Below are 16,678 nucleotides of genomic sequence, written 5' to 3' on the forward strand. Positions count from 1 at the left end.
CTGGCGTCCCTTGCGTGGAATAAAAATAAAATGAACCAGCCCCAGACTTCCGTAGGCACTTGCCTCGATGTGCAGTCCTTCATCAACGCTCAACCGCTTTCGCGCTATCAGTGGCGCGTGGTCATTCTCTGTTTCCTGATTGTTTTCCTCGACGGCCTCGATACGGCGGCCATGGGCTTCATCGCGCCGGCCCTGTCCCAGGACTGGGGCATCGACCGGGCCAGCCTTGGACCGGTGATGAGTGCCGCGCTGATCGGCATGGTCTTCGGCGCGTTGGGTTCCGGGCCCCTGGCGGACCGCTTCGGGCGCAAGGTCGTGCTGGTCGGGGCCGTCGCCCTGTTCGGCGCATTCAGCCTGGCTTCCGCCTACAGCACCAATGTCGACCAATTGCTGGTGCTGCGTTTCCTGACGGGCCTGGGCCTGGGCGCTGGCATGCCGAACGCCACGACGCTGCTCTCCGAGTACACGCCGGAGCGCAAGAAGTCGCTGCTGGTGACGAGCATGTTCTGTGGCTTCAACCTCGGCATGGCTGGCGGCGGGTTCATTTCGGCCAAGTTGATCCCGGCATTCGGCTGGCACAGCCTGTTGATGATCGGCGGAATCCTGCCACTGATCCTGGCGGTGGTGCTGTTGTTCTGGTTGCCCGAGTCGGCGCGTTACCTGGTGGTGCGGAACCGTGGCACGGACAAAGTGCGCAAGACCTTGGCGCCGATTGATCCTTCGACCATTGCCCAGGCATCCAGCTTCAGTGTGCCGGAACAGAAAACCGTGAAGGCGCGCAACGTGCTGGCGGTGATTTTCTCCGGGACCTACAGCGCTGGCACTTTGTTGTTGTGGCTGACGTATTTCATGGGGCTGGTGATTGTCTATCTCCTGACCAGTTGGCTACCGACCCTGATGCGTGACAGTGGCGCGAGCATGGAACAGGCCGCGTTTATCGGTGCGTTGTTTCAATTCGGCGGCGTCTTGAGCGCGGTCGGCGTGGGGTGGGCGATGGACCGGTTCAATCCGCACAAGGTCATCGGCATTTTCTATCTGATGGCCGGGCTGTTTGCCTACGCGGTAGGGCAGAGCCTGGGCAACATCACCTTGCTCGCCACCCTGGTGTTGGTGGCCGGCATGTGCGTAAACGGCGCGCAATCGGCGATGCCTTCCCTGGCGGCGCGCTTCTATCCGACCCAGGGCCGGGCCACCGGGGTTTCCTGGATGCTGGGCATCGGTCGGTTCGGGGCGATCCTTGGCGCCTGGATGGGCGCGACGTTGTTGGGCCTGGGCTGGAACTTCGAGCAGGTCCTGACGGCGTTGGTCATTCCTGCGGCCCTGGCGACCACGGCGGTGGTGATCAAGGGCATGGTCAGCCATGCGGATGCGACCTGAGTTTTTCCGAGCCTGAATCCTCACCCGTGGCGAGGGAGCTTGCTCCCGCTGGGGCGCGAAGCGGCCCTGATTTTTGGGGCTGCTACGCAGCCCAGCGGGAGCAAGCTCCCTCGCCACAGTCCCGCGTGTTTCCGATGGCAGGGGAAATCGATAGCCAAACAACAATCTGTTCGATAAACGAACACTCAGTCGATTATCGGATTGTTTTGCCGTCATCCCGAAGCTTAATCTTCAGTCACTCCGGCGCTTGACCTCGCGCCTTTTTCTTCACGTCGGTCTACTGGAAAAACGGGAGCCTGCCCCATGGCTGAAATCCTTTCGCTGCACGACGCGGTGAAGCAATTCGTCAACGACGGCGATACCGTCGCGCTCGAAGGCTTCACGCACCTGATACCAACGGCGGCGGGTCATGAAATCATTCGCCAGGGCAAGAAAGACCTGACGTTGGTACGCATGACGCCTGACCTGATCTACGACCAGTTGATCGGCGCCGGTTGTGCTCGCAAGTTGATTTTCTCCTGGGGCGGCAACCCTGGCGTCGGGTCCTTGCACCGCCTGCGCGATGCCGTGGAAAAACAATGGCCGCACCCGCTGGAGATCGAAGAACACAGCCACGCCGACCTGGCCAATGCCTACGTCGCCGGTGCCTCCGGCTTACCGTTCGCGGTACTGCGAGCCTACGCCGGTTCCGACCTGCCGAAGGTCAACCCACTGATCAAGAGCGTGACCTGTCCCTTCACCGGTGAAGTATTGGCCGCTGTACCTTCAGTGCGCCCGGACATCACCGTGATCCACGCCCAGAAAGCCGACCGCAAGGGCAACGTGCTGCTGTGGGGCATTCTCGGCGTGCAGAAAGAAGCCGCCCTGGCCGCCAAGCGTTGCATCGTCACCGTGGAAGAAATCGTCGACGACCTGAACGCGCCGATGAACGCCTGCGTGCTGCCGACCTGGGCGTTGAGCGCGGTGTGCCATGTCCCCGGCGGTGCCCATCCGTCCTACGCCCACGGCTACACCGAGCGTGACAATCGTTTCTACCAGGCGTGGGATCCGATCGCCCGGGACCGTGAGACGTTCACCGCATGGATCAACGAATACATCCACGGCACCCGGGATTTCAGTGAATTCCAGGCCCGACTGGCAGCCGCTTCGCAGGTGAAAGCATGAACTACACCACCAACGAAATGATGACCGTCGCCGCGGCGCGTCGCTTGAAGAACAATGCCGTGTGCTTCGTCGGCATCGGCCTGCCGTCGAAAGCGGCCAACCTGGCGCGTCTGACCTCATCGCCAGACGTCGTGCTGATCTATGAATCCGGCCCGATCGGCGCCAAGCCCAGCGTGTTGCCACTGTCCATCGGCGACGGCGAGCTGGCGGAAACCGCGGACACTGTCGTCCCGACCGGTGAGATTTTTCGCTATTGGCTGCAGGGCGGACGTATCGACGTCGGTTTCCTCGGCGCGGCCCAGGTCGACCGTTTCGGCAACATCAACACCACGGTGGTGGGCGATTACCATCAACCGAAAGTCCGCCTGCCGGGTGCCGGTGGCGCGCCGGAAATCGCCGGTTCGGCCAAGAGCGTGCTGATCATCCTCAAGCAGTCGGCGCGTTCGTTTGTCGACAAGCTGGATTTCATCACCTCGGTCGGTCACGGCGAAGGCGGCGATTCGCGCAAGCGCCTGGGCCTGCCGGGCGCAGGTCCGGTGGGCATCATCACCGACTTGTGCATCATGGAACCGGAAGCCAGCAGCCATGAATTCGTGGTCACCGCATTGCACCCCGGCGTGACTCGCGAGCAAGTTATTGCGGCCACCGGGTGGGCGATCCGTTTCGCCGACCAGGTGCACACCACCGCCGAGCCGACCGAAGTCGAGCTGCGCGCATTGCGCGACCTGGAAGCTCGTACCGCGGCGGCCCATGGCCAGGCACCGGGAGAAGCCTGATGCGTGACGTTTATATCTGTGATGCGATTCGAACCCCCATCGGCCGGTTTGGCGGCGGTTTGTCCGGCGTGCGCGCCGATGACCTGGCCGCCGTGCCGATCAAGGCATTGATGGAGCGCAATCCATCGGTGGATTGGAGCGCGGTGGACGAAGTGTTCCTCGGCTGCGCCAACCAGGCCGGTGAAGACAACCGCAACGTCGCGCGCATGGCGCTGCTGTTGGCGGGCCTGTCGGAAAGCATTCCCGGCGTGACCCTCAACCGGCTCTGCGCCTCGGGCATGGACGCTATTGGCACCGCGTTCCGCGCCATCGCCAGTGGCGAGATGGAACTGGCGATTGCCGGCGGCGTGGAATCGATGTCTCGTGCACCGTTCGTGATGGGCAAGGCCGACGCGGCGTTTTCCCGCAACATGAAGCTGGAGGACACCACCATCGGCTGGCGTTTCATCAACCCGTTGATGAAAGCCCAGTACGGCGTGGATGCGATGCCGCAAACCGCTGATAACGTGGCGGATGATTACGCGGTGTCCCGCGCCGACCAGGACGCTTTCGCCTTGCGCAGCCAGCAACGCACGGCGGCGGCCCAGGCGGCAGGGTTTTTCGCCGAGGAAATCGTGCCGGTGCGCATCGCCCATAAAAAGGGCGAAACCGTGGTCGAGCAGGATGAACATCCTCGCCCTGACACCACGCTGGAAACCCTGAGCAAACTCAAACCGGTCAACGGTCCGGACAAGACGGTCACCGCCTCGGCAACGCTTCGGGCGTCAATGACGGCGCGGCCGCGTTGATCCTGGCGTCGGCCGAAGCAGTAAAAAAACATGGCCTGACGCCCCGCGGCAAAGTGTTGGGCATGGCCAGCGCCGGTGTGGCGCCGCGGGTGATGGGCATCGGTCCGGTGCCGGCGGTGCGCAAACTCACCGAACGCCTGGGATTGGCCGTCGCGGATTTTGATGTGATCGAGCTTAACGAAGCCTTCGCCAGCCAAGGTTTGGCGGTATTGCGAGACTTGGGACTGGCGGACGATGCGCCGCAAGTCAACCCGAACGGTGGGGCGATCGCCTTGGGTCATCCGCTGGGCATGAGCGGCGCACGCTTGGTGATGACAGCGCTGCATCATCTGGAAAAAACAGGCGGCAAGAAAGGCTTGGCGACCATGTGTGTCGGCGTCGGCCAAGGTCTGGCGCTGGCGATCGAACGCGTCTGATGCGTCGCTCTACTAATAAGAAACCGAGGAATGCTTCATGACTGACAAGCCTGGTTATCGTCGCCCACAAGCGGGCACCCAGCCGGAGTATCTGCACCCGCCGTACCAGTCCACCAACCTGCGCTCGCCGTCCAAGCCGCTGGTGTACCTGCCTCATTCGCTGTCGGAAATTACCGGGCCGACCGTAGGTGCCGATCGCCTGAAGGAGAAGGACCACGACCTGACCGCCCAGCATGCTGGCGAGCCGCTGGGTGAACGAATCATCATTCACGGGCGCGTACTGGATGAGCACGGCGAGCCAGTGCCGGGCATCCTCGTGGAGATCTGGCAGGCCAACGCCGCCGGTCGCTACAACCATGACCGTGACGACCACGATGCGCCGCTGGATCCGAATTTCACCGGCACCGGTCGCACCGTCACCGACGCCGACGGCTGGTATCAGTTCCAGACCATCAAGCCCGGCGCCTACCCATGGGGCAACCACCACAACGCCTGGCGCCCGGCGCACATCCATTTCTCACTGTTCGGGCCGAGCATCCTGACGCGCCTGGTGACGCAGATGTATTTTCCGGGCGACCCGTTGCTGGAATACGACCCGATCTACAACTGCGTGCCGGACACAAGTGCCAAGGAACGCCTGATCGCCCGTTTCGACCTGGAAAAAACCGTCCCTCACTACGCCCTCGGTTATCGCTGGGACATCGTCTTGCGCGGCCGCGATGCCACGCCGATGGAGAAATAAGATGACGCTCAACGCCACTACGTCCCACACCGTCGGGCCTTACTACCACATCGGCCTGACATGGCTGAACCGCGAAGACCTGACCGTTGCCGAGACGCTCGGCCAGCGCGTGGCGATCACCGGGCAGGTGGTCGATGGCAACGGCCAAATCGTCAACGACGCGATGCTGGAAGTCTGGCAGGCCAACGCCGCTGGCAAGTACGCGCACCCGGAAGACGACCAGGACAAACCCTTGGACCCGCACTTCGACGGCTTTGGCCGGGTGCCGGTGGATGCCGAAGGGCGCTTCCGCTTCACCACCATCAAGCCGGGCACCGTACCGGGATTGGCAGGCACGACCCAGGCCCCGCACCTGGTGGTGCTGGTGTTCGCCCGCGGGTTGGTCAAGCATTTGCTGACGCGCATTTATTTCGATGGCGAGCCGGCCAACGAAACCGACCCGCTGCTGGCCTGCGTGCCCGAGGAGCGTCGCGGCACCCTCGTCGCCAAGGCCGATGCGTCGGGCGTGTATCAGTGGAACGTGATCCTGCAGGGCACGGATGCCGAGACGGTGTTCTTCGATTATTGAATGAACTCCCCGTGGCGAGGGAGCTTGCTCCCGCTCGGCTTTGTAGGAGCTGGCGAAGCCTGCGATCTTTTGATCTTTTGATCTTTCGCTTGAGGCTCAAGTGTCAGGGAAAAGATCGCAGCTCCTACGGGCGCAAGCCAGCGGGAGCAAGCTCCCTCGCCACAGAGATGATGCAATCCCTGTGGGAGCGAGCTTGCTCGCGATGGCGGTAGTACAGGCACTACACGTTGAAAAACTGTTTGTGGAACGGGAGTGTTACGAAGTGTGTCTAGACTTCGTCAGCCCCAACGAGTGAATAACCCATGACCACCCCAACCAGCCACTACACCGGTGAGGAGCGCAGCAAACGCATCTTCGCCATCGTCGGTGCCTCATCCGGCAACCTGGTCGAATGGTTCGACTTCTATGTCTATGCGTTCTGTGCGATTTACTTCGCGCCGGCCTTCTTCCCCTCGGACAACCCGACGGTGCAACTGGTCAACACGGCCGGTGTGTTCGCCGCCGGGTTCCTGATGCGACCCATCGGCGGCTGGATCTTCGGTCGGGTGGCGGACCGTCATGGGCGCAAGAACTCAATGATGATCTCGGTGCTGATGATGTGTTTCGGCTCGTTGCTCATCGCCTGCCTGCCCACCTACAAGGACATCGGTGTCTGGGCACCGCTGTTGCTGTTGTTCGCACGCCTGCTGCAAGGCCTGTCGGTCGGCGGCGAATACGGCACCACCGCCACCTACATGAGCGAAGTCGCCCTGAAAGGCCAGCGTGGCTTCTTTGCGTCGTTCCAGTACGTGACGCTGATTGGCGGACAACTGCTGGCGGTGTCGCTGGTGGTGATCCTGCAACAGTTTCTCAACGAAGACGAACTGCGTGCCTATGGCTGGCGGATTCCGTTCGTGGTGGGCGCGATAGCGGCCGTGATATCCCTGTTCCTGCGCCGCTCCTTGAAGGAAACCAGCAGCAAGGAAATGCGCGAAAACAAGGACGCCGGCAGCATCGCCGCGCTGTTTCGCGACCACAAGGCCGCGTTCATTACCGTGCTGGGCTATACCGCGGGCGGTTCGTTGATTTTCTACACGTTCACCACCTACATGCAGAAATACCTGGTGAACACGGCGGGCCTGCACGCCAAGACCGCCAGTTACATCATGACCGGCGCGCTGTTCCTGTATATGTGCATGCAGCCGCTGTTCGGCATGCTGGCGGACAAGATCGGCCGGCGTAACTCCATGCTCTGGTTCGGCGGCCTGGGGGCGCTGTGCACGGTGCCAATCCTGCTGACGCTGAAAAGCATCAGCAGCCCGTTTTTGGCCTTTGTGCTGATCACGTTCGCGCTGGCGATCGTCAGTTTCTATACCTCCATCAGTGGCCTGGTGAAAGCCGAAATGTTTCCACCTGAAGTGCGCGCGCTGGGAGTAGGGTTGGCTTACGCGGTGGCCAATGCGATTTTTGGTGGCTCGGCGGAATACGTCGCCTTGAGCCTGAAAGCCCAAGGCATGGAGAACGCGTTTTATTGGTATGTCACGGTGATGATGGTGGTGGCGTTCCTGTTCAGCCTGCGCCTGCCCAAGCAACCGACGTATTTGCACCATGATCTTTGATCCATTCACTTAAGGCTTGTTTGAGTCATTGTGGCGAGGGAGCTTGCTGTGGCGAGGGGATTTATCCCCGTTGGGCTGCGCAGCAGCCCCAAGGTCGGCTCGATCAGTCGTCTGACGAGAGCAGGTATTAAGGGCCGCTTCGCGCCCCAGCGGGGATAAATCCCCTCGCCACAGCAAGTAGTGGCCACAAAGGCAACCATTTTCCGAAGGACTGTTTATGAGCGAACGACCGGCCAATCAGCTGTTCGATGCCTACTTCACCGCCCGCGACATGCGCGAGATCTTCTGTGATGCGGGGCGGGTCCAGGCGATGCTGGATGTCGAGGCCGCGCTGGCCCGGGCCGAGGCGCGCGTAGGGCTGATTCCCCCCGACGCGGTGGCGCCGATCGAGAACGCGTGCTGTGCCCAGCTGTACGATTTTTCCGCGCTGAGCGAAGCAATTGCCAGCGCCGGCAATTCGGCGATCCCGCTGGTGAAGGCGTTGGGCAAGCGCATCGCCATCGACAGCGCCGAGGCTGAACGCTACGTGCACCTGGGCGCCACCAGCCAGGATGTGATGGACAGCGGGTTGGTGCTGCAACTGCGCCAGGCGTTGGGCTTGATCGAGGCAGAGCTGGCGCAACTGGCCGTCACCCTGGCCCGACAAGCTGACCGCTATGCCGCCACACCGCTGGCCGGGCGCACCTGGTTGCAACACGCCACGCCGGTGACCCTGGGCATGAAGATCGCCGGTTGGCTGGGGGCGGTTACCCGCAGCCGACAACGCCTGCGCGAACTCAAGCCGCGTCTGCTGGTGCTGCAATTCGGCGGCGCCTCCGGGACACTTGCCGCGTTGGGTGAACAGGCGCTGCCGGTGGCCGAAGCTCTGGCCGCCGAGCTGCAACTGACCCTGCCGGAACAACCGTGGCACACCCAGCGCGATCGTCTGGTGGAGTTCGGCGCGGTGCTGGGGTTGGTCGCCGGTAGCCTGGGCAAATTGGGGCGCGACATCAGCCTGTTGATGCAGACCGAGGCCGGCGAAGCGTTCGAGCCGTCGGCGCCAGGCAAGGGCGGTTCGTCGACCATGCCCCACAAGCGCAACCCGGTTGGTGCGGCGGTGCTGATCGGCGCGGCGACGCGCGTGCCTGGCTTGTTGTCGACACTGTTCAGCGCCATGCCCCAGGAACACGAGCGCAGCCTGGGCCTGTGGCACGCCGAATGGGAAACCCTGCCGGAGATCTGTTGCCTGGTCTCCGGTGCCTTGCAACAGGCGCGACTGCTGGCCGAAGGGTTGGACGTGGATGCGGCGCGCATGGCCCGCAACCTGGAACTGACCCAGGGGTTGGTGCTGGCGGAAGCGGTGAGCATCGTCCTGGCCCAACTTGTGGGGCGCGATACCGCGCATCACTTGCTCGAACAATGCTGCAAGCGCGCCGTGGCCGAACAGCGGCATCTGCGCGCTGTGCTGGGGGATGAACCCCAGGTCACCGCGCAGTTGTCCACGACCGAGCTCGATCATCTGCTCGACCCGGCCCATTACCTCGGCCAGGCCCAGACCTGGGTTGCCCGGGCCGTGGCCGAACACCTTGCCCTGAATGCCTGAAAGGAGATAGTTGTGGGATTCGTCAAACTCGCCGAAGGCGATCTGAACTACCGATTCGATGGGCCGCAAGACGCCCCGGTGCTGGTGCTCTCCAACTCCCTGGGCACTGATTTGCATATGTGGGACGAGCAGATTCCTGCCTTTAGCGAGCATTTTCGCGTGCTGCGTTTCGATACGCGGGGGCATGGCCAGTCGCTGGTGACCGAAGGTCCCTATAGCATCGAACAACTGGGCCGCGATGTGCTGGCGATGCTGGATCAGTTGAATATCGACAAGGTGCACTTCTGCGGCCTTTCCATGGGCGGGTTGATCGGCCAGTGGCTGGGCATCCATGCCGGTGAACGCCTGCGCAAATTGGTGGTGTGCAACACGGCGGCCAAGATCGGCGATCCGTCGGTGTGGAACCCGCGCATCGAAACCGTGCTGCGTGATGGCAAGGATGCGATGGTGGCGTTGCGTGACGCCTCGATTGCCCGTTGGTTTACCCCGGACTTTGCCGAGGCCCAGCCTGCGACGGCAAAAAAAATCACCGACATGCTGGCCGCCACGTCGCCCCAAGGTTATGCAGCCAACTGCGCGGCGGTGCGTGATGCCGATTTCCGCGAGCAATTGATGTCGATTCGCGTGCCGCTGCTGGTGATCGCCGGCACCGGAGATGCGGTGACGCCGCCGTCGGGCGGGCACTTCATCCAGGAGCGCGTCAGTGGGGCCGAGTACGCCGAGTTTTACGCTGCACATCTTTCCAACGTCCAGGCCGGTGCTGCGTTCAGCGCGCGGGTGGTGGATTTCCTGCTTGATTCCGGCCGGGCCTGAGGAATTTTTTGTGGACGAGAAACAACGTTACGACGAAGGCATGCAGGTACGCCGCGCCGTGCTGGGCGATGCCCACGTGGACCGCAGCCTCAACGCCCTGACTGAATTCAACAGCGAATTCCAGGAGATGATCACCCGTCACGCCTGGGGCGACATCTGGACCCGCCCGGGACTGCCGCGCCATACCCGCAGCCTGATCACCATCGCCATGCTGATCGGTATGAACCGCAACGAAGAACTCAAGCTGCACCTGCGCGCCGCCGCCAACAACGGCGTGAGCCGCAGCGAGATCAAGGAAGTGATCATGCAGAGCGCCATCTACTGCGGCATCCCGGCAGCCAACGCCACCTTTCACCTGGCCGAATCGGTCTGGGATGAACTGGGCGTCGAATCACGGGGGTGAGACCCACCCCCGATCCCTGTGGGAGCGAGCCTGCTCGCGGAAGCGGTGGGTCAGCTTGCATCAATGTTGAATGTGATGATGCCTTCGCGAGCAAGCTCGCTCCCACACTGGATCTTCAGGGAACACAAATTTTGTGCTCGACATTTAACCCTGTGGGAGCGAGCTTGCTCGCGATGACGGTGGTACAGCCTCCCTCCATGTTTGGCTTCTACAACAGACTGATCGGATAGCTGACGATCAACCGGTTCTCATCGAACTCATTGGTGCTGAAGTCCCGGCGCATCGTCGAGTTACGCCACTTCACGTTCAGGCTCTTCAGCGCACCGCTCTGCACGGTGTAGGCCAGTTCGGTTTCACGGCCCCATTCCTTGCCGTCATCGACGGTGGCGGTGTGCACGTTGTCACCGCTGATGTAGCGGTTCATCAGGGTCAGGCCCGGCACGCCGACAGCAGCGAAGTTGAAGTCATGGCGCACTTGCCAGGATTTTTCCTTGGCGTTGTCGTAGCTGGAGTTGTAGCTATCGTTCGCCAGGGTGCCGCCGCTGGTGCCGTTGACGCGCATCCAGGCATCATCGCCGCCGACTTTCTGCAGGCCGACGTAGAAGGTGTTGCCGCCGTATTTGGCGGAAAGCATGGCGAACGCGGTTTTGTTGTCGAGGTCGCCGGCCAGCGCGCTGCCGTCTTCCTTGCCGGTGAAGTAACCAAGGTTGGCGCCCAGGGTCCAGTCGCCGATCGGCTGGCTGTGGGTCAGGTTGAAATACTGCTGCTGGTAGATGTCGGACAGTTCCGCGTACCAGACGCCGACCTGGGTGCGTTTTTCGTTGAAGGCGTATTCACCGCCGCCGAAGTTGAAACGGTCGGAGGTGAAGGCACCACGGCCGTTCATCGACATGTCTTCCATGCTCGCGTCGTTGCGCGGGCTGTTGGCGCGGAACTGGCCGCCGTAGAGGCTCAGGCCGTTGATTTCGGTCGAAGTGACCTGGCCGCCACGGAAAGTCTGGGGCAGGGAACGACCGTCGTCGGAGCGCAGGATCGGCAGCACCGGCATCCACTCGCCGACCTTCAGTTCGGTCTTCGAGACCTTGGCCTTGAGGGCGACACCGAGGCGACCGAAGTCATCGGCCGGGCGACCGTCGTCATGCACTGGCAACAATTGGGTGCCGGCGGTGCCGCGACCGCCGTCGAGCTTGACCGAGTACATGCCCAGCACGTCCACGCCGAAACCGACCGTGCCTTGAGTGAAGCCGGACTTGGCGTCGAGGATGAAACTCTGGGTCCATTCTTCGGCTTTGCCTTGGGCGGCGTTGTCGTTGGTGAAGTTGCGGTTGAAGTAGAAGTTGCGCAGGTTCAGCGTGGCCTTGGCGTCTTCGACAAACCCCGACTCCGCCGCCAGGACGGGCAGGGCGGTACTGCTCAGGGCGACGGCAATGAGGCTGGGGAACAGGTGCTGTGTGGGCTTCATGGGCGTTGTCTCTTATTTTTTGTGGACGAAGCGAGTTGTTGCCGCAACTTTTGGGTGCGAACGGTACGGTGGGGCCAGGTTGCTAAAGCGACCGAGGATCAGCCGGACGGTGCAGGGCGTGGGGACATGGCATCGAACCTGTTGTTATTGGTTTTGTGCGAGCGATGGTGAAGGTCGGCCCGGGATCCGTTCAATTGCTGTTTGCGGGTTTTGGGCGATTATCGAACGGCAAAGTAACCGAATGGATGGTCGCAATCCCCTGTGGGAGCGAGCTTGCTCCCACAGGGTTGTGTGTTGAACTCGGATATTTATTAATCCTTAAAAACACGAAGCCCACCTTTCGGTGGGCTTCGTGTTTTCAGACGTCAAATCAGAACAACTTCGTTTCCGGCGCCTTCTCCGCCACCGGTTCGCTCTTGCCCGTCTCGGCATTCCAGCCACCGCCCAGGGCCTTGTACAAATTGACCTCGCTGGTCAGTTGCGCAAGGCGGTCGGTGATCAGCGATTGTTGCGCGCTGAACAACTGGCGCTGGGCGTCGAGGAAGGTCAGGTTGCTGTCGACACCGATGCGGTAGCGACGCTCGGCCAGGCGGTAGTAGTCCTGGTTGGCGGCGACGAAGTCGGTCTGGGCCTGCAACTGCTCGTTGTAGGTCTGGCGCGCGGCCAGGCCGTCGGAGACTTCCTGGAACGCCGTCTGAATCGACTTCTCGTACTGCGCGACGTTGATGTCTTTCTGGATCTTGGCGTAATCCAGGCTCGCCCGCAGGCTGCCAGCGTTGAAGATCGGCAGGTTGATCTGCGGCGCGAACGTCCAAGTGCCCGAACCGCCCTTGAACAGGCCGGACAGGTCCGGGCTCAGGGTGCCGGCGTTGGCCGTCAGGCTGATGCTCGGGAAGAACGCGGCCCGCGCGGCGCCGATATTGGCGTTGGCGGCGAGCAGGTTGCGTTCGGCCTGGAGGATGTCCGGACGACGTTGCAACAGGTCCGACGGCAAACCGGCCGGCACTTCGCTGAGCAGGTCATCGCTCAACGGTTGGGTGCGCAGGTTGGCCGGCAGGCCGGTGCCCAGCAGCAGGGTCAGGCTGTTTTCATCCTGGGCCACCTGGCGGGTGTAGCGGGCCAGTTGCACGCGGGCGTTTTCCACCGCCGTGCGCGCCTGGCTCAGGTCCAGGGCCGAGGCCACGCCAACTTCGGCGCTGCGGGAGGTCAGCTTCAGGCTCTGCTCGTAGGTGCCCAGGGTTTCCTGGGTCAGCTTGAGCAGTTCCTTGTCGGCCTGCCAGGTCAGGTAGGCATTGGCGACGTTGGCCACCAGGCTGATCTGCGTGCTGCGGCGGGCTTCTTCGGTAGCGAAGTAGCTTTGCAAGGCTTGCTCGCTCAAGCTGCGGACGCGACCGAACAGGTCCAGCTCATAGGCGCTGATCCCCAGTGTTGCCGAGTAGGAACTGCTGATCGCCGCTTCGCCGGTTTGCGAAGCCCGTGCCGGTACCCGCTGGCGGCTGCCGGAGCCGGTGGCCGAGACTGCCGGGAACAGGTCCGCGCGCTGGATGCGGTACTGCGCGGCGTAGGCATCGATGTTCAGCGCCGCGACGCGCAGGTCGCGGTTGTTCTCCAGGGCGACCTGGATCAATTGCTGCAGCGCAGGGTCATGGAAGAACTGCTTCCAACCCTGTTCGGCGGCAGCCTGGCCGGGCGCATTGGCCGGCTCGTAGGCCGGGCCTTGCGGGTATTGCGCCGCGACCGGTGCTTCGGGCCGCTGATAGTCGGGGATCAGCGAGCAACCGCTGAGCACGACGGCGGCGATGGTCAGGGAAAGTAGCGACTTGCTCATTGGCCAGCCTCTTTAGAAGTTTCAGGAGTGTGGTCCTGGTCGATATTCTTGCGACGACCCATCGACGACACCGTCACGAAGAACAAGGGCACCCAGAAGATTGCCAGGATGGTCGCGGTGAGCATACCGCCAATCACGCCGGTACCGATGGCGTGCTGGCTGCCCGAGCCGGCGCCGGTGGAAATCGCCAGCGGAACCACGCCGAGGACGAACGCCAGGGACGTCATGATGATCGGCCGCAGACGCATCCTACAGGCTTCGATGGCAGCTTCCATCAGGGTCCGGCCCTGTTCGTGGAGTTCCTTGGCGAACTCGACGATCAGGATGGCGTTTTTCGCCGCCAGGCCGATGGTCGTCAGCAAGCCCACCTGGAAGTACACGTCGTTGGACAGGCCGCGCAGGCTGGTCGCCATCAGCGCCCCGATGATCCCCAGGGGCACCACGAGCATGACCGCGATCGGAATCGACCAGCTCTCATACAGCGCTGCCAGGCACAGGAACACCATCAGCAGCGACAAGGCATACAACGCCGGCGCCTGGGAGCCCGACAGACGTTCCTCGTAGGACAGGCCCGTCCAGGAAATGCCGACACCGGCCGGCAGCTTCTTGGCGATGGCTTCGACTTCGGCCATGGCTTCACCGGTGGAATAGCCCGGGGCCGGGGCGCCGAGGATTTCCATCGCTTCGACGCCGTTGTAGCGCGCCAGCTTCGGCGAGCCGTAGACCCATTCACCCTTGGCGAACGCAGTGAACGGCACCATGGTCCCGGCGCTGTTGCGCACGTACCACTTCTTCAGGTCTTCGGGGCTCATGCGAGCGCCGGGCTGACCCTGCACATACACTTTTTTCACCCGACCGCGGTCGATGAAGTCGTTCACGTAGCTACTGCCCAGGGCAATCGACAGGGTGTTGTTGATGTCCGATAAGGTGATGCCCAGCGCGCTGGCCTTCTCGTCGTCGATTTCGAGCTGGTATTGCGGCTCGTCGTTCAAGCCGTTCGGACGCACCTGGGAGAGGATCTTGCTCTGGGACGCCATCCCCAGGAACTGGTTGCGAGCCTCCATCAGCTTGTCGTGGCCGATACCGGCACGGTCCTGCAGGAACACGTCGAAACCGGTGGCGTTACCCAGTTCCAGCACGGCCGGCGGGGCGAAGGCGAACACCATCGCGTCGCGGAAGGTGAAGAAGTGCTGCTGGGCACGGCCAGCAAGCTTGAACACGCTGTTGTCGGCGTTACGCTCCTCCCACGGCCTGAGCATGATGAACGCCATGCCGGAGCTCTGGCCACGACCGGCGAAGTTGAAGCCGGTCACGGTGAACACCGATGCGACGGCATCGCCTTCGCCGCCGTCCTTGCTTGGACGCAGCAGGAACTCACGCATCTTGTCCACCACCGCCTGGGTCCGCTCGGCGCTGGAACCGGCTGGTGTCTGCACCTGGGCAAACAGCACGCCCTGGTCTTCTTCCGGCAGGAACGCCGTCGGGATGCGGGTGAACAGCCAGATCATGCCGACCACGATGATCACGTAAGCCAACAGGTACGGGGCCTTGTGCCTGAGCATGTTGCCTACGCCACGCTCGTAGCTGCGAACGCCACGGTCGAAATTGCGGTTGAACCAGCCGAAGAAACCGCGTTTCGGTGTGCCGTGCTCACCCTTGGGGATCGGCTTGAGCATGGTGGCGCACAGGGCCGGGGTGAAGATCAGGGCGACCAGCACCGACAGGGCCATGGCCGAGACGATGGTGATGGAGAACTGCTTGTAGATCACACCGGTGGAACCGCTGAAGAACGCCATCGGCAACAGCACCGCCGACAGCACCAGCGCGATACCCACCAACGCACCCTGGATCTGGCCCATGGATTTCTTGGTGGCTTCCTTGGGTGACAGGCCTTCTTCGCTCATCACCCGTTCGACGTTTTCCACCACGACGATGGCGTCGTCCACCAGCAAGCCGATGGCCAGCACCATGCCGAACATGGTCAGGGTGTTGATGCTGAAGCCGGCCGCCGCAAGGATCCCGAAGGTACCCAGCAACACCACCGGCACCGTCATCGTGGTGATGATGGTGGCGCGGAAATTCTGCAGGAACAGGAACATCACCAGGAACACCAGTACGACCGCCTCGACCAGGGTTTCAACCACACCCTTGATCGATTCGCTCACCACCGGCGTGGTGTCGTAGGGGAACACCACTTCCACGCCTTGCGGGAAGAACGGCTTGAGGTCGTCGATGGTCTTGCGCAGGGCCTTGGCTGTATCGAGGGCGTTGGCACCGTTGGCCAGTTTGACCGCCAGGCCCGACGCTGGTGCGCCGTTGAACTGGGCGCTGACGCTGTAGTTCTCACCGCCCAGGCCCACATCGGCGACGTCGCCGACGCGCACTTGCGAGCCGTCCGGGTTGACCTTGAGCAGGATCGCCTTGAACTGCTCGGCGGTCTGCAAGCGGGTCTTGCCGATGATGGTGGCGTTCAGTTGCTGGCCGGGCAGGGCAGGCAAGCCGCCGAGTTGGCCGGACGAGACCTGGACGTTTTGCGCGGCGATGGCGTTCTTCACATCTACCGGGGTCAGGTTGAAATTGTTCAACTTGGCCGGGTCGAGCCAGATCCGCATCGCGTATTGCGCGCCGAAGACCTGGAAGTCACCGACACCGGCGGTACGCGAGATCGGATCCTGCAGGTTGGACACGATGTAGTTGGCCAAGTCGTCCTTGGTCATGCTGCCATCGCGCGAGACCACACCGATCACCATCAGGAAGTTCTTCACTGCCTTGGTCACGCGGATGCCCTGTTGCTGCACTTCTTGCGGCAGCAGCGGGGTGGCCAGGTTCAACTTGTTCTGGACCTGGACCTGCGCGGTATCGGAGCTGGTGCCCTGCTCGAAGGTCGCGGTGATGGTCATGCTGCCGTCGGAGTTACTTTCCGACGACACGTAGCGCAGGTTGTCGATGCCGTTGAGCTGTTGCTCGATGACCTGCACCACGGTGTCCTGCACGGTTTGCGCGGATGCGCCCGGGTAGGTCACCTGGATCGCAATGGCCGGTGGCGCGATGCTCGGGTATTGGTTGATCGGCAACTTGAGGATCGACAGGGCGCCGACCAGCATGATCACCAGGGCGATTACCCAGGCAAAGATCGGACGGTCGATAAAGAATTTCGACAT

The 16,678-nt window shown here is 62.5% G+C and carries 12 protein-coding genes and 1 pseudogene; 10 read left to right on the forward strand and 3 right to left on the reverse strand.

What is annotated here, in order from left to right; translation table 11 throughout:
• Window positions 1-30 precede the first annotated feature (30 nt).
• From AB4N42_RS10305 to pcaC, 10 genes and pseudogenes are all read left to right on the forward strand, one after another.
• Window positions 31-1,377 (forward strand): aromatic acid/H+ symport family MFS transporter, encoded by a 1,347-nt coding sequence (locus AB4N42_RS10305; RefSeq protein WP_460116141.1) that lies wholly within the window; start codon window positions 31-33, stop codon window positions 1,375-1,377.
• Between the two features lie 303 nt (window positions 1,378-1,680).
• A complete protein-coding gene (locus AB4N42_RS10310; protein WP_217860175.1) occupies window positions 1,681-2,541 on the forward strand; it encodes a CoA transferase subunit A in 861 nt (286 codons plus the stop codon).
• Window positions 2,538-3,317, forward strand: coding sequence for a CoA-transferase subunit beta (locus AB4N42_RS10315; RefSeq protein WP_323154528.1), 780 nt, complete (start codon window positions 2,538-2,540; stop codon window positions 3,315-3,317). The genes AB4N42_RS10310 and AB4N42_RS10315 overlap by 4 nt, the downstream gene beginning before the upstream one ends.
• Window positions 3,314-4,521, forward strand: a pseudogene (gene pcaF / locus AB4N42_RS10320) (3-oxoadipyl-CoA thiolase). The gene AB4N42_RS10315 and the pseudogene pcaF overlap by 4 nt, the downstream one beginning before the upstream one ends.
• Window positions 4,522-4,558: 37 nt before the next feature.
• Complete coding sequence (gene pcaH, locus AB4N42_RS10325; RefSeq protein ID WP_030142296.1) at window positions 4,559-5,263, forward strand: protocatechuate 3,4-dioxygenase subunit beta; 705 nt, start codon at window positions 4,559-4,561, stop codon at window positions 5,261-5,263.
• A gap of 1 nt (window position 5,264) precedes the next feature.
• A complete protein-coding gene (pcaG, locus tag AB4N42_RS10330) occupies window positions 5,265-5,831 on the forward strand; it encodes a protocatechuate 3,4-dioxygenase subunit alpha (protein ID WP_460116142.1) in 567 nt (188 codons plus the stop codon).
• A gap of 302 nt (window positions 5,832-6,133) precedes the next feature.
• A complete protein-coding gene (locus tag AB4N42_RS10335) occupies window positions 6,134-7,429 on the forward strand; it encodes an MFS family transporter (protein WP_217860173.1) in 1,296 nt (431 codons plus the stop codon).
• A gap of 217 nt (window positions 7,430-7,646) precedes the next feature.
• The gene (locus AB4N42_RS10340) at window positions 7,647-9,011 is read left to right on the forward strand and encodes a 3-carboxy-cis,cis-muconate cycloisomerase (protein ID WP_460116143.1); all 1,365 of its coding nucleotides are present in this window, start codon (window positions 7,647-7,649) and stop codon (window positions 9,009-9,011) included.
• Window positions 9,012-9,023: 12 nt separating this feature from the next.
• The gene (gene pcaD / locus AB4N42_RS10345; RefSeq protein ID WP_030142292.1) at window positions 9,024-9,824 is read left to right on the forward strand and encodes a 3-oxoadipate enol-lactonase; all 801 of its coding nucleotides are present in this window, start codon (window positions 9,024-9,026) and stop codon (window positions 9,822-9,824) included.
• Window positions 9,825-9,834: 10 nt separating this feature from the next.
• Window positions 9,835-10,227: a 4-carboxymuconolactone decarboxylase gene (gene pcaC, locus AB4N42_RS10350; protein WP_030142291.1), complete on the forward strand. Its 393-nt coding sequence runs from the start codon at window positions 9,835-9,837 to the stop codon at window positions 10,225-10,227.
• 208 nt (window positions 10,228-10,435) lie between these two features.
• Here the strand turns inward: pcaC and AB4N42_RS10355 are convergent, their stop codons facing one another.
• The 3 genes from AB4N42_RS10355 to emhB all read right to left on the reverse strand — a co-directional run bounded on the left by AB4N42_RS10355 (window position 10,436) and on the right by emhB (window position 16,678).
• Complete coding sequence (locus tag AB4N42_RS10355; RefSeq protein WP_334598177.1) at window positions 10,436-11,689, reverse strand: OprD family porin; 1,254 nt, start codon at window positions 11,687-11,689, stop codon at window positions 10,436-10,438.
• A 370-nt stretch (window positions 11,690-12,059) separates the two neighbouring features.
• Window positions 12,060-13,517 carry an AdeC/AdeK/OprM family multidrug efflux complex outer membrane factor gene (gene adeC / locus AB4N42_RS10360; RefSeq protein ID WP_407683923.1) on the reverse strand — a complete coding sequence of 486 codons (1,458 nt, stop codon included), beginning with the start codon at window positions 13,515-13,517 and terminating at the stop codon, window positions 12,060-12,062.
• Complete coding sequence (emhB, locus tag AB4N42_RS10365; protein ID WP_334598176.1) at window positions 13,514-16,678, reverse strand: efflux RND transporter permease subunit EmhB; 3,165 nt, start codon at window positions 16,676-16,678, stop codon at window positions 13,514-13,516. The genes adeC and emhB overlap by 4 nt, the downstream gene beginning before the upstream one ends.

It is taken from the genome of Pseudomonas sp. H2_D02 (assembly GCF_054677635.1).

What these genes read in the sequence shown, in the direction of transcription:
- adeC (WP_407683923.1), bottom strand. Translation starts at nt 13,517, where the DNA reads ATGAGCAAGTCGCTACTTTCCCTGACCATCGCCGCCGTCGTGCTCAGC.
- AB4N42_RS10355 (WP_334598177.1), bottom strand. Translation starts at nt 11,689, where the DNA reads ATGAAGCCCACACAGCACCTGTTCCCCAGCCTCATTGCCGTCGCCCTG.
- pcaH (WP_030142296.1), top strand. Translation starts at nt 4,559, where the DNA reads ATGACTGACAAGCCTGGTTATCGTCGCCCACAAGCGGGCACCCAGCCG.
- pcaG (WP_460116142.1), top strand. Translation starts at nt 5,265, where the DNA reads ATGACGCTCAACGCCACTACGTCCCACACCGTCGGGCCTTACTACCAC.
- emhB (WP_334598176.1), bottom strand. Translation starts at nt 16,678, where the DNA reads ATGTCGAAATTCTTTATCGACCGTCCGATCTTTGCCTGGGTAATCGCC.
- AB4N42_RS10335 (WP_217860173.1), top strand. Translation starts at nt 6,134, where the DNA reads ATGACCACCCCAACCAGCCACTACACCGGTGAGGAGCGCAGCAAACGC.
- AB4N42_RS10315 (WP_323154528.1), top strand. Translation starts at nt 2,538, where the DNA reads ATGAACTACACCACCAACGAAATGATGACCGTCGCCGCGGCGCGTCGC.
- AB4N42_RS10340 (WP_460116143.1), top strand. Translation starts at nt 7,647, where the DNA reads ATGAGCGAACGACCGGCCAATCAGCTGTTCGATGCCTACTTCACCGCC.
- AB4N42_RS10310 (WP_217860175.1), top strand. Translation starts at nt 1,681, where the DNA reads ATGGCTGAAATCCTTTCGCTGCACGACGCGGTGAAGCAATTCGTCAAC.
- AB4N42_RS10305 (WP_460116141.1), top strand. Translation starts at nt 31, where the DNA reads ATGAACCAGCCCCAGACTTCCGTAGGCACTTGCCTCGATGTGCAGTCC.